The 11130-nt window shown below is 71.7% G+C and carries 13 protein-coding genes and 1 pseudogene; 4 read left to right on the top strand and 10 right to left on the bottom strand.

Annotation, left to right across the window (positions count from 1 at the left end):
• Positions 1-849: lytic polysaccharide monooxygenase (locus N4P33_RS26685; protein ID WP_260829341.1), on the bottom strand; the 849-nt coding region annotated here is incomplete at its 3' end.
• Between the two features lie 198 nt (positions 850-1047).
• Between N4P33_RS26685 and N4P33_RS26690 the strand changes: the two genes are divergently transcribed.
• Positions 1048-1509, top strand: coding sequence for a GNAT family N-acetyltransferase (locus N4P33_RS26690; RefSeq protein ID WP_260829342.1), 462 nt, complete (start codon positions 1048-1050; stop codon positions 1507-1509).
• A 27-nt stretch (positions 1510-1536) separates the two neighbouring features.
• Here N4P33_RS26690 and N4P33_RS26695 read toward each other — a convergent pair whose 3' ends face one another.
• Complete coding sequence (locus tag N4P33_RS26695) at positions 1537-1671, bottom strand: hypothetical protein (RefSeq protein WP_260829343.1); 135 nt, start codon at positions 1669-1671, stop codon at positions 1537-1539.
• Positions 1672-1809: 138 nt separating this feature from the next.
• On the opposite strand from N4P33_RS26695, the gene N4P33_RS26700 reads away from it, so the two are divergent.
• Complete coding sequence (locus N4P33_RS26700) at positions 1810-2397, top strand: bifunctional 2-polyprenyl-6-hydroxyphenol methylase/3-demethylubiquinol 3-O-methyltransferase UbiG (RefSeq protein WP_260829344.1); 588 nt, start codon at positions 1810-1812, stop codon at positions 2395-2397.
• Between the two features lie 7 nt (positions 2398-2404).
• Here N4P33_RS26700 and N4P33_RS26705 read toward each other — a convergent pair whose 3' ends face one another.
• Together N4P33_RS26705 and N4P33_RS26710 are read right to left on the bottom strand one after the other, a co-directional pair.
• Positions 2405-2905, bottom strand: a complete 501-nt coding sequence (locus tag N4P33_RS26705; protein ID WP_260829345.1) for a DUF402 domain-containing protein — start codon at positions 2903-2905, stop codon at positions 2405-2407.
• A complete protein-coding gene (locus N4P33_RS26710; protein ID WP_260829346.1) occupies positions 2886-3815 on the bottom strand; it encodes a GNAT family N-acetyltransferase in 930 nt (309 codons plus the stop codon). The genes N4P33_RS26705 and N4P33_RS26710 overlap by 20 nt, the downstream gene beginning before the upstream one ends.
• A gap of 71 nt (positions 3816-3886) precedes the next feature.
• Between N4P33_RS26710 and N4P33_RS26715 the strand changes: the two genes are divergently transcribed.
• A complete protein-coding gene (locus N4P33_RS26715) occupies positions 3887-4255 on the top strand; it encodes a GntR family transcriptional regulator (protein ID WP_260829347.1) in 369 nt (122 codons plus the stop codon).
• Between the two features lie 122 nt (positions 4256-4377).
• Here N4P33_RS26715 and N4P33_RS26720 read toward each other — a convergent pair whose 3' ends face one another.
• The 5 genes from N4P33_RS26720 to N4P33_RS26740 form a co-directional block, all read right to left on the bottom strand.
• Positions 4378-5148, bottom strand: a complete 771-nt coding sequence (locus N4P33_RS26720; RefSeq protein ID WP_260829348.1) for a DUF72 domain-containing protein — start codon at positions 5146-5148, stop codon at positions 4378-4380.
• Positions 5149-5171: 23 nt separating this feature from the next.
• Positions 5172-6266, bottom strand: coding sequence for a DUF5925 domain-containing protein (locus N4P33_RS26725; protein ID WP_260829349.1), 1095 nt, complete (start codon positions 6264-6266; stop codon positions 5172-5174).
• A gap of 86 nt (positions 6267-6352) precedes the next feature.
• Positions 6353-7153 carry a polysaccharide deacetylase family protein gene (locus N4P33_RS26730; RefSeq protein WP_260829350.1) on the bottom strand — a complete coding sequence of 267 codons (801 nt, stop codon included), beginning with the start codon at positions 7151-7153 and terminating at the stop codon, positions 6353-6355.
• Positions 7150-8130 carry a glycosyltransferase family 2 protein gene (locus N4P33_RS26735; RefSeq protein ID WP_260829354.1) on the bottom strand — a complete coding sequence of 327 codons (981 nt, stop codon included), beginning with the start codon at positions 8128-8130 and terminating at the stop codon, positions 7150-7152. The genes N4P33_RS26730 and N4P33_RS26735 overlap by 4 nt, the downstream gene beginning before the upstream one ends.
• Before the next feature lie 11 nt (positions 8131-8141).
• The gene (locus tag N4P33_RS26740; RefSeq protein ID WP_260829352.1) at positions 8142-8972 is read right to left on the bottom strand and encodes a glycosyltransferase family 2 protein; all 831 of its coding nucleotides are present in this window, start codon (positions 8970-8972) and stop codon (positions 8142-8144) included.
• 598 nt (positions 8973-9570) lie between these two features.
• Here N4P33_RS26740 and N4P33_RS26745 point away from each other — a divergent pair.
• A complete protein-coding gene (locus N4P33_RS26745) occupies positions 9571-10377 on the top strand; it encodes an SGNH/GDSL hydrolase family protein (RefSeq protein ID WP_260829353.1) in 807 nt (268 codons plus the stop codon).
• 7 nt (positions 10378-10384) lie between these two features.
• Here N4P33_RS26745 and N4P33_RS26750 read toward each other — a convergent pair.
• A pseudogene (locus N4P33_RS26750) lies at positions 10385-11130 on the bottom strand (serine/threonine protein kinase); the annotation flags it as partial.

Raw genomic sequence — 11130 nt, forward strand, 5'->3', positions numbered from 1 at the left:
GCCGGCGGCACCCTCATCGAGCGCAAGCTCATCGACTGGACGGCCGCCCGAATTGGCCTCGGACCCGCCGCCGACGGGGTGTTCACCTCCGGGGGTACGCAGTCCAACCTCCAGGCGCTGCTCCTCGGAAGGCGCGGAGGCGGCGGGCGCGGGTGCGGTGTCCTGCTTGGGCGTGTCACCGGTCGAGGCCCCGGCGCCGGAACCGCCGCCACTGCCGCCGCCGAACGTGACGTCCGAGCAGGAGTAGAACGCCTCCGGGCTGTCCGAGCGCTGCCAGACCGCGTACAGCAGCTGCTTGCCGGAACGCTCCGGCAGGGTGCCGGTGAAGGTGTAGAAGCCGCCGGACGCGGCCGGGTCGGTCGCCGTCGCCACCGGGTTCGCCAGATCCAGGTCACCCCAGGCCAGCGGCTTGGACGGGTCGTAGCCCGGCTTGGTGATGTACACCTTGAACGTGCCCTTGTGCGGGGCCGTCACCCGGTACTTGAAGGTGTACGACCCGCTGCTCACGCTCGTCGCCGGCCAGTCCGCGCGGGCCAGGTCGAGGCCCTTGAACGCCTCGTTGTTCGCGCTGCACAGCTTGCCGTCCGGGATGAGCTCCTGGTGGCGGCCGCCCGCGTCGCCGATGCGGATGCCGTTCCAGTCGTAGAGCGCCTGGGTGCCGCCGGCCGCGACCGCAGCCTTGCACGCCGCCGACTTCGGGCTCTCCGGGCCCTCGGCGTAGCACTGCGCGACCCGGCTGACCGGGTCGCCCATCGAGCCGTGCGCGGACGCCGGTGCGGCGGACAGCGCGGTCAGGGCGAGCGGGACGAGTCCGGCGGCGGCGACAGCGGCCTTGCGGCGTGCGGGCATGGGGCAGCAACTCCTCGACAACGATCACTGAACTCTGGGGGAACCCGTGGGGGGATCCCGTGGGGCGGATCCCGTGGGGGTGGATCAGAAGCTAGCCCCTGGAAACCGGGAAATCGCCTGGCAGAGGCCCTGAGGGGAGATCCTTATGGCCGCGTTAAGGGAGTGCTCAGGCTGGGATCAGACAGCTACCGTGCGCACATGACAGACCACACGATCCGCCCCGCCGTCGCCGCCGACGTACCGGCGGTCAAGGCGGTGATCGACGCCGCGTTCAGCCCCTACATCGAGCGCATCGGGGTGGTGCCGGTGCCCATGGAGGCGGACCACGCGGCGAACGTGGCCGCGGGGAAGGTGTTCGTCGTGGAGGCGCCCCGTACGGGGCGGGTGACCGGGCTCGTGGTGGTCGAGCCGCGCGAGGACCACCTGTATCTCGATGTCGTCGCCGTCCACCCGGAGGAGCACGGCACCGGGCTCGGGCGGCTGCTGCTGGAGTTCGTGGAGGCGCACGCGCGTGCCCTCGGGCTGCCCGAGATCAGGCTCTACACGAACGCCATGATGTGGGAGAACCAGAAGATCTACCCGAGATTCGGGTACGAGGTCGCCGAGCGCCGCGTCACGGGGCCGTACGACCGGATCCACTACCGCAAGCGGCTGCGCTGATGCCTGTGGTGAGGGGGCTGGGGCTGGTCAGCCGTCGGGCCACCAGGTGCGGGCGATGTCCTTGCGGACCTCCGGGCGTCCCGCGGGGCGCTCATCGGCCTCCTCGCGGACCTGGCGGGAGTCGGTCTTCTTCAGGGGCTTGTGCACGGTGACACGGCGCATGACTGCCTCCTTCAGGCCCACCGGGTTCCGCGTTCTCACGGAGGTAGACCTTTCGGGGGAGAGTTCCTCATCGGTCCCGTTCTGTCTGTGGCCGCGGTCACGAAGGGATTGTCAGTGGCGGGTGTCACTCTTGGCGGCATGACCGATGACTGGGACGCGATGGCCGCCACCTTCGACGAGGAGCCGGACCACGGGCTGCGTGACCCGGCCGTACGCGCGGCGTGGGCGGACCGGCTCCGCACCTGGCTGCCGGCGAGGGCGAGCGACGTCCTCGACGCCGGCTGCGGCACGGGCAGCCTGTCACTGCTCGCATCCGAACAGGGCCACCGGGTGACTGGCGTCGACCGGTCCGAGGCCATGATCACGCTGGCCCGGGAGAAGCTCGCCGGGCGTGACGCGGTGTTCCTGTGCGGTGACGCGGGGGCGCCGCCGGTCGGTGAGCAGCGGTTCGACGTCGTGCTCGTCCGGCATGTGCTGTGGACGCTGCCCGATCCCGGCCGGGTGCTGCGGCACTGGCGGGGGCTGCTGCGGCCGGGCGGGCGGCTGGTGCTGGTCGAGGGGGTGTGGGGGACGGTGAGCCCGGCCGGCATACCCGCGGAGCGGCTCGGCGCGCTGCTGGCCCCGCTCGGCGGTCAGGTGCGCCTGGAGCGGCTCTCGCAGGACGCCGCTCTGTGGGGGCGGGATGTGGACGACGAGCGCTACGCGGTGGTCGCCATGGTGGGCTGAGCCCGGGTCACGTCAGCAGGGCGCCGAGCTTGCCCGTATGGGCCAGGGTGTCCAGTTCGTCGAGTGCGGTCAGGGCCGCCGTGGCCGCCTGGGGGTCCGAGGTCTCGAGGCCGCTTGCCGTGAACTCGTCCTCGTCCAGGCGGCGTACGTCCGTGCCGTCCGCCGAGCACCACAGGTCCAGGTCGAGGTCCTCGACGACCAGCTCGGTGCCGGTGAGCGTGGCCGGGCGGGTGACGTCGCAGTAGTGGCCCTTGAGGGTGCCGTCGTGGGCGCGGACCTCCTTCACCGAGTACCAGCGGTCGCGCCAGTAGTACTCGGTGAAGACGTCACCCGGCTCGAAGCGGACGAAGCCGAAGTCGCGGATGCCGTCACCGGCCCAGGGGGCGCGCACGGTGATGCGCGTGCCGTCGTCCGCCAGCAGCTCGGCGGGGTAGCGGATCTTCGTGCGGCCCGCCTTGACCAGGACGACCTCCACCACGGCAGGCTCGTCAGCCGAGTTCGCGGACATGGCGCACCTCCGTGGCACAGACCTCGTAACCGAACCACTTGTTGATCGCGATCATCGGCGCGTTGCCGGTGTCGTTGCCCGTGAAGGCCTCCGTGTACCCGGCGTCGCGGGCGCGATGCAGGGAGGCGTTCTTCGCGAGCTTGGCCAGACCCCGGCCGCGATACGCGCGGGCGGTGCCGGTCATGGCCGTGCCGTAGCGGCCGGCGCCGTCGGTGTACGCGGCGGTGAAGGCGGCGGGGCGCCCGTCGACCACGGCGACCATGGTCAGGTCCAGGTCGAGCAGCGGGTGCCGCCAGCTCTCCGCGAGCCAGGCCTCGTAGTCGGTGAACTCGGTGTCGATGTCACTCGGCTCGTCCGACGTCACCTCCGCGTCCAGCTCGAACATGGGGCGCGGATCACCCGCGAAGTCGGCGGCGGTGCGCAGCTCGACACCGGGCGGCGGGTCCGAGAGCGGGGGCAGGGTGCCGTTCGCCAGGTCCAGGCGCAGGAAGTAGGCGGAGCGGCTGGCACGGTAGCCGTGGCGCTCGGCGAAGGCGCGGTTGGCGGGCTCGTCCAGCACCCAGGTGTAGATCTTGCGGGCACCGAGGGCGGTCAGACGTTCCTCGGCGGTGCGCGCCAGGAGGGTGCCCGCGCCGCGCCGGGTCCTGTCCGGGCGGACGTAGACATTGGCGCTGCCCAGACCGGGCTCCGGGCTGTCATGGGCGATGCTGACCTGGGCGGTCCCGATGATCTCGCCGTCCTCCTCGGCGACGAGCTGGGTGAAGCGGGAGTCCGGGTGGGAGTGCGTCAGGTTGTGCAGCACGGACTCGGGGGTGGACAGCATGAAGGGGATGGCGAGGCGGCGGACGAGGGAGAACCCCTCGGCGTCGGCTCGGACCTCGGGGCGCAGGTCGCGCACGATGACCGTCATGGAGGCGCACGCTACGGGGGACCGGGTGGCCGGTGCCTCTCATTTTCCGCGGGGTGCGGGAGAATCGGGGCGTGAGCCTGAGGATCGACATCGACGACAGTGCGCCGCCGTACGAGCAGGTGCGGGCGCAGATCTCCGAGCAGGCGCGGTCGGGAGCGCTGCCGGTGGGATACCGGCTGCCGACGGTGCGGGGTCTTGCCGAGACGCTGGGCCTCGCGGCGAACACCGTGGCCAAGGCGTACCGGGCGCTGGAGGCGGACGGGGTGATCGAGACGCGGGGGCGCAACGGGACGGTGATCGCCGCGGCGGGCTCGGCGGCGCAGCGGGAGGCCGCGTCGGCGGCGCAGGGGTTCGCGGAGCGGGTGCGGAGGCTGGGGCTGACGGAGGACGAGGCGCTGGCGGCGGTACGGGATGCCCTGCGGGCGGCTTACGGGGCGTAGGGTGTTCGGCCGAGGGGCGGCTGAGCAGGGTTTCGGCACCGCCGGTCTGCGCCGTCGTGGCTAAGCGCCGTTGCGGCGGAAAAGTGAAGCAGGCGGAGGAGCCAATCAGGCGGAGACGTAGATCAACCCTGCGTGACATGCTCCGGGGTTCTCGTGACGTTCAGGCCCGCTGACTCGGCTGCTCTCGCGAAAGCCGCCGCGTCTCTCACCGCCGCCCCGCCCGGGTCGTTGTTGAAGTACGCGTAGACGTCCTCGTCCGTCGACCACGTCGTCGCGATGCGGTCCACCCACGTGTGGAGAGCCTGGCGGCCGTAGCGCGGCCACGGGTGGGCGCGGCCCTGGTGGAAGCGGACGTAGCCCCAGTCGGTGGTGCGCCACAGCGGTGTCGCCGGGCGGGAGAGAATGTCCGCCCAGCACAGGGCCGCTCCCCGGGATTCCAGGACCCGCCGTACCTCCGGCGTCCACCACGAGTCGTGCCGGGGTTCCACCGCGACCCGCGTCGACGCCGGGAAGCAGAGCAGGCAGGCGTCCAGCAGGGCGGGGTCGGCGCGCAGGGTAGGCGGGAGCTGGAGGAGGACCGGGCCGAGCCGGTCGCCGAGGCCGGCCGCGTGGCTCATCAGGCGGTCGACCGGCTCCTCGGGATCCCGCAGCCGCTTGATGTGCGTGAGGTAGCGGCTCGCCTTGACCGCGACGACGAAGCCCGGCGGGGTGCGTTCCCGCCACGCCGCGAAGGTCTCGCGGGACGGCAGCCGGTAGAAGGCGTTGTTGATCTCGACGGTCGCGAACCGGGCCGCGTACTCCTCCAGCCAGAGCCGCATGGGCACCCCGGCCGGGTACAGCACCTCACGCCAGTCCTTGTACTGCCATCCCGACGTCCCGACGAACACGGTCATACGACCATCAAACACCCGCCGATCTAGAGATACAGCCCGGCGTCCGCGTCCCCCCGCGGCTCCGGCAGCGCCGTCGGCGACGTGCCCCGGCGCAGGGCGTACAGCTCGGCCAGCGTGGCGCCCTCGCGGCCGATGCCGTCCTCGTGGCCCAGCCAGGTGATCGCCTCCCGGCGGGTCAGCGGCCCCACCTCGATGCGGGCCAGGCAGCGGCCGGGGCGGACCACGGCCGGGTGGAGGCGCTCCAGGTCCTCGTTGGTGGTGACGCCCACCAGGACGTTGCGGCCCTGGCCGAGCAGCCCGTCGGTCAGGTTGAGCAGCCGGGACAGCGCCTGGCCGGCCGTGTGCTTGGCCTCGCCGCGGATCAGTTCGTCGCAGTCCTCCAGCAACAGCAGCCGCCAGCGGCCCTTGCCCGTCGCGTCGTCCTCGCCGATGGCGATGTCCATCAGATAGCCGACGTCGGAGAACAGCCGCTCGGGATCGAGGACGCAGTCCACCTGGCACCAGTCCCGCCAGGACCGGGCCAGGGTGCGCAGCGCGGACGTCTTGCCGGTGCCCGGCGGGCCGTGCAGCAGGAGCAGCCGGCCCGAGATGTCCTCGGGGGTGGTCTTCATCAGCCGGTCCATCGCGTCCGCCACCGGCGCGGTGTAGTTGGGACGCACCTCGTCCCAGGTGCCCGCCGAGATCTGCCGGGTGGTGCGGTGCGGGCCGCGGCGCGGGGAGACGTACCAGAAGCCCATCGTCACGTTCTCCGGCTGCGGCTCCGGTTCGTCCGCCGCGCCGTCCGTGGCCTCGTCCAGCACCGTCGCTGCCAGCTCCGCGCTGGTCGCCGTGACCGTGACGTCGGCGCCCCGGTTCCAGCGGGAGACCAGCAGCGTCCAGCCGTCCCCCTCGGCCAGCGTGGCGCTGCGGTCGTCGTCCCGGGCGACCCGCAGCACGCGCGCCTGAGAGGGCAGCAGCGTCGCTCCGGAGCGTACGCGGTCGATGTTGACGGCGTGCGAGAACGGCTGCTCGCCCGTCGCGAAGCGGCCGAGGAACAGCGCGTCGACGACATCGGCGGGGGAGTCGCTGTCGTCGACGTTGAGCCGGATCGGCAGTGCGTCGTGTGGGTGCGCGGACATGCCGCCATGATCGGGCACGCGGGCTCCGCGTGCACCCGGTTTCCCTGGTGCGCGCGGATTGTCGCCCGTCTGCCCGCTGGTGCCGTTCAGTTCCCGGCCCGTGTCACCAGTCGCCGGACCTGCCGGGCCCGGCGGACCACGGCGTACCCCTTGGTCAGGGCGCGGTCCCGGGCGAAGGTGCGTCCGATCGCCCGCCCGTCCACCAGCCGCTCGAACTCGGCGGTGCCCGTACTCCTCCGCACCGTCACCCGCCGCAGCGCGTACGGCCCCTGCGCGCGCCGGGCGAGCCCGTTGCCGACGGCGAGCGCCTGCGCGTACCCCGTCTCCCGTACCGCCTCCCGCACCCGGCGGCTGGAATAGCCGTAGGGATACGCGAACGAGGCGGGCGCGCGGCCGAGTTGGTCGGAGACGATCTCCTTGCACAGGATCAGCTCGGAGCGCAGCCGGCGGTCGTCGAGCTGGTCGAGCTGCGGGTGGGAGTGGCTGTGCCCGCCGATCTCCACGCCCGCCTCGGCGAGTTCGCGTACCTGGTCCCAGTCGAGCATGGTGTCCAGGCCGCCGCCGGTGTCGTACGGGCCGCGCAGCCAGCCGGTGGAGACGAACAGCGTGGCCGGGAAGCCGTGCTTGGCGAGCACGGGCAGGGCGTGCCGGTGCACGCCCTCGTAGCCGTCGTCGAAGGTGACCAGGACGGGGCGCGGGGGCAGCGAGCGGCCCGTGCGCCAGCAGGCGGCCAGGGCGGCGGTGGTGACGGGGGTGAGCCCCCCGTCGGCGATGACCGCCATCTGCTCGGCGAACGCCTCCGGGGACACGGACAGGGCGCGGGTCGCCTCGTTGGGTTCGGTGGCGACCGAGTGGTACATCAGGATCGGCACGCGGGCGTCCGTCATGAGGCCGCCTCACCGATCTCCGCCACGGAGAACGTCACCCCACCGCGCCGCGCCCGTACGCTGCCCACCACATAGCCGCCCGCCGCCGTCAGCACCCCGGCGACGATCGCCCCCGCGCGCCCGGCACCGCCGGGGCGGCCCAGCAGGGCGTCGCGCAGCCCCCGCACCACCCCGGCCGGCAGGACGCGCGTGGTGTACCGGCGCTCGGACTCCAGGCCCTTGTCCGCGCCGACGCTGCGCGCCACCAGGGCTTTTGACAGGCCCTCGGCATACGTCCGGGTACGGAAGTAGCGGAAGTGCTCGCGGGCCTCGGGCACCCGGTGGTGGATGACCGCGCGGTCGTCGATCAGCAGGACCGCGTCCGGGCGGGCGCGGCTGAGGCGGATGCACAGCTCCGTCTCCTCGCCGCCCAGCGGGCGTTTGTCGCCGTCGCGTCCGATGCCGGTCGCGAAGCCGCCCGCCGCGTCGAAGGCGCTGCGCCGGAAGGAGGCGTTGCCGCCGAGGACGTTGCGCACGCGGACGCGTCCCGGCGGCAGGCCGCGGTAGGTGCAGCCCACCACCCAGTCGAACTCCTCGGGGAACCAGGCGGGCCGTCGGCCCGACGCCCAGATCGGCTCGGTGCGCCCGCCGACCGCCATCACGCGCGGATCGGCGTACCCCTCGGCGAAGTGCTTCAGCCAGTCGCGTTCGGCCACGGCGTCGTCGTCGAGGAACGCCACGATCTCGCCGCGGGCCGCGGCGATCCCGGTGTTGCGGCCGGCGGACAGGCCGCGGGGGCCCGCGTTGGCGAGTACCCGCACGCTGTCGGTCTCCTTGTACTCCTTGCCCAGCCGGTCCAGGAGCGCCTGGTTGTGGTCGACGACCAGCAGTGTCTCCAGGGCCGGCCGTGACTGCGCGCGCACCGAGGCGACCGCCGCGAGGACGTCCTCCCAGCGGTCCTCGGTGTAGGCGCAGATCACGACCGAGATGCCGGGCATCTCGGGCTCGCTCAAGACACCTTCCCCCGCACCGTGTCCAGCAGCGGGGAGTGGTGCCCGCGGCGGCGCAGCGCACGCCGGTTGGAGCGCTCCTTGAGGATCACGTTGAGCACCCGGAACCCGTCGCGCACGGCGCGCAGATTGCTGGTGCCGTGGATCCGCAGATACTCGTGGCTGGGGATCTCCTGCACCTTCAGGCCCGCCTTGACGACCCGGATGTTCATGAGGGTCTCGACCTCGAAGCCGGTGCAGTCGAGCTCGATCTTGTCCAGGCAGTGCCGCCAGAACGCGTTGTAGCCGTAGCAGAGGTCGGTGTAGCGGGCGCCGAACTTCCGGTTGACGACCGCGCACAGGGCGCGGTTGCCGAGCTTGCGGATGAAGGTCATGTCGTCGGTGCCGCCGCCGTTGGCGAAGCGGGACCCCTTGGCGAAGTCCGCGCCGGAGACCAGGGCGGAGACATAGCTGACGATCTCGTTGCCGTCGGCCGAGCCGTCCGCGTCGACCATCACGATGATGTCGCCGGTGCAGGCCTGGAAGCCGCTGATCAGGGCGTCACCCTTGCCCTTGCCGCGCTGCTCGACGACCTTGACGTCCGGCCACAGCTCGCGGGCCACCTCGACGGTGTCGTCGGTGGAGTTGCCGTCGACCAGCACCACTTCGTGGATCCAGTCGGGCAGCGTCTTGAAGACGTACGGAAGGTTCTCCGCCTCGTTCATGGCCGGTATCACCACGCTCACCGGCGGCGCTATCGCCAGATGCGAGGAGACGGGCCGGTACTTTCCGGCGGTCGGCGGATCCTGGTCCGCCGGATCTGTGACCGCCGGCTGCAGAACTGAGCTCATGAGTCTGGTCCCTCTCGTCCGGTGGACCGCCCGCCCCTGGGCGGCCCGGCTCTTCTTCCGGTTCGAAAGGGGGGTTCTCACCCGGGGCATGCCACAGCGGAGCTCCGTGCACGCCGGGTGAGCTGGCAAATCTGGACGGCTGCGAACAACGGCAGCCGGCCGCGCGGCACGGCTCGGTCACGGTTGAGATCACGAGCACGGCACCCCCCTACCGCGCCCCGCGCCGGTCCGCCCGGCTCCTGAGCCCTCCCCTGGAGCCACACACGAACGCACCGATGCGGGTGAGATGTACGACGGTATTGATGATTGAACCCGTATGGCAAGACCTGGAACGAGCCTCACCTTTTTGTTGGTTTGGTCATGGACCGGGCTTCACAGTGACGCAGCCGGTCAGAGCGGTCAAGGTCGCCTCGGCCCTGCGTCCGGAATTCGTCCGTGATTCAACCGGCGTTCGGCGCCGGGTCCGCATTATCACGGCAGTCGTGAAGAAGTCGCGCAGTTCCTGGAAAGAGTCCAAAAGTCTTGGCATGGACACTTCCTGTCAACACGCGTAGTTGCTACGACGGTTGTGGCAGAGATCCTGCTAAAGGGAGGTTCCATGAGACGTTCCCGACTTGTGCTCTTTCTGAGCTCCTTCCTCCTCGCCGTCGCCACCGCCCTCACCGGCGCCACGACGGCTCACGCGTCCCAACCGGCCGCAGACGGCGGCTATGTGGCCCTCGGAGACTCCTACTCCTCCGGCGTCGGAGCCGGCAGCTACATCTCCTCCAGCGGCGACTGCAAGCGCAGCACGAAGGCCTTCCCGTACCTCTGGGCGGCCGCCAACTCACCCTCGAGCTTCGACTTCACCGCCTGCGCGGGCGCCCGAACGGGTGATGTTCTCCATGGACAGCTCGGCCCGCTCAGCACCGCCACCGGACTCGTCTCCATCAGCATCGGCGGCAACGACGCCGGTTTCGCCGACGTCATGACGACCTGTGTGCTCCAGTCCGACAGCACCTGCCTCTCGCGGATCGCCACCGCGAAGGCCTACGTCGACTCCACGCTCCCCGGCCTGCTCGACCAGGTCTACTCGGCCATCCGCAGCAAGGCACCCCACGCGAAGGTCGTCGTCCTCGGCTACCCCCGCTTCTACAAGCTCGGCACCACCTGCGTCGGCCTCTCCGAGACCAAGCGGAAGGCGATCAACGAAGGCGCCGACCACCTCGACAACGCCATCGCCCAGCGCGCCCGCGCCCACGGCTTCACCTTCGGCGACGTACGCCCCACCTTCACCGGACACGAGCTCTGCTCCGGCAACTCCTGGCTGCACAGCGTGAACTGGCTCAACATCGGCGAGTCGTACCACCCCAAGCCGGCCGGCCAGTCCGGCGGCTACCTGCCGGTCCTGGACGGCGCGGCCTGACCCCACTTCAGGGCGCGACCACCGAACCGGAAGGAGAAGGGGAGACCCCGCCCGGCGGGGTCTCCGTCTCGCACGCCACGGAGAACGGCACCGAGTCCGACGTCGTACGCACCGGCTCCCGGACCTCCACACCGAGCGCGCTCTGAAGCGTTCCCGTCTCCGAGTACGTCGTCACGACCACCGTGTCCTGCTTGCTCAGCCCGCCGCCCTTCGGGAACGACAGCGTCTTCCACCCCGTGTCGTCCACCGAGCCGTCCTCGGCCACCCAGCGGTAGGACACCTCCGCCGGCAACCGCCCCACCGTGAACGTCGCCGTGAACGAGGGCGCCTCCGCGCTCGGCGGCGGACAGGCACCGGAGTAGTCCGTGCGCTCCCCGTGCACCGTCACCCGCACCGTCTGCGCGGGCGGGCTCGTCTCCTCCGTCTCGCTCGGCGTGGGCGAGGTCGGGGGCCTCGTCGTCTCCTGCGTCGGGCCGCCCTCCTCCTCGTCGCCGGTCTGCGCGGGCGTACTCACCCCGGTCCGCGCGCCCGAGCCCCCGCCTCCGTCGCCGTCCCCGCGGTTCAGCAGCCCGTACGTCAGCCCGGCCAGGGCCAGCGCCAGGACGGTCACGCCCGCGATCAGGACGATCAGCGCGCGGCGGTTGCGCTCGGGCTGCTGCGGGGTCACCGCGGTGGTGCCGGCGACCGGCAGCGGGGGAGTGGGGGACGTGGTCCGGGGCGGCGGCTCCGGTCCCGTGCGCGGCTGCGGATGGG

The sequence above is a fragment of the Streptomyces sp. 15-116A genome, from assembly GCF_025290915.1.
Lineage (GTDB): Bacteria > Actinomycetota > Actinomycetes > Streptomycetales > Streptomycetaceae > Streptomyces.

Excerpts from the sequence above, each read along its gene's own strand:
- N4P33_RS26690 (WP_260829342.1), top strand. The coding sequence starts at position 1,048 with ATGACAGACCACACGATCCGCCCCGCCGTCGCCGCCGACGTACCGGCG.
- N4P33_RS26695 (WP_260829343.1), bottom strand. The coding sequence starts at position 1,671 with ATGCGCCGTGTCACCGTGCACAAGCCCCTGAAGAAGACCGACTCCCGC.
- N4P33_RS26700 (WP_260829344.1), top strand. The coding sequence starts at position 1,810 with ATGACCGATGACTGGGACGCGATGGCCGCCACCTTCGACGAGGAGCCG.
- N4P33_RS26705 (WP_260829345.1), bottom strand. The coding sequence starts at position 2,905 with ATGTCCGCGAACTCGGCTGACGAGCCTGCCGTGGTGGAGGTCGTCCTG.
- N4P33_RS26710 (WP_260829346.1), bottom strand. The coding sequence starts at position 3,815 with ATGACGGTCATCGTGCGCGACCTGCGCCCCGAGGTCCGAGCCGACGCC.
- N4P33_RS26720 (WP_260829348.1), bottom strand. The coding sequence starts at position 5,148 with ATGACCGTGTTCGTCGGGACGTCGGGATGGCAGTACAAGGACTGGCGT.
- N4P33_RS26725 (WP_260829349.1), bottom strand. The coding sequence starts at position 6,266 with ATGTCCGCGCACCCACACGACGCACTGCCGATCCGGCTCAACGTCGAC.
- N4P33_RS26730 (WP_260829350.1), bottom strand. The coding sequence starts at position 7,153 with ATGACGGACGCCCGCGTGCCGATCCTGATGTACCACTCGGTCGCCACC.
- N4P33_RS26735 (WP_260829354.1), bottom strand. The coding sequence starts at position 8,130 with ATGCCCGGCATCTCGGTCGTGATCTGCGCCTACACCGAGGACCGCTGG.
- N4P33_RS26740 (WP_260829352.1), bottom strand. The coding sequence starts at position 8,972 with ATGAGCTCAGTTCTGCAGCCGGCGGTCACAGATCCGGCGGACCAGGAT.
- N4P33_RS26745 (WP_260829353.1), top strand. The coding sequence starts at position 9,571 with ATGAGACGTTCCCGACTTGTGCTCTTTCTGAGCTCCTTCCTCCTCGCC.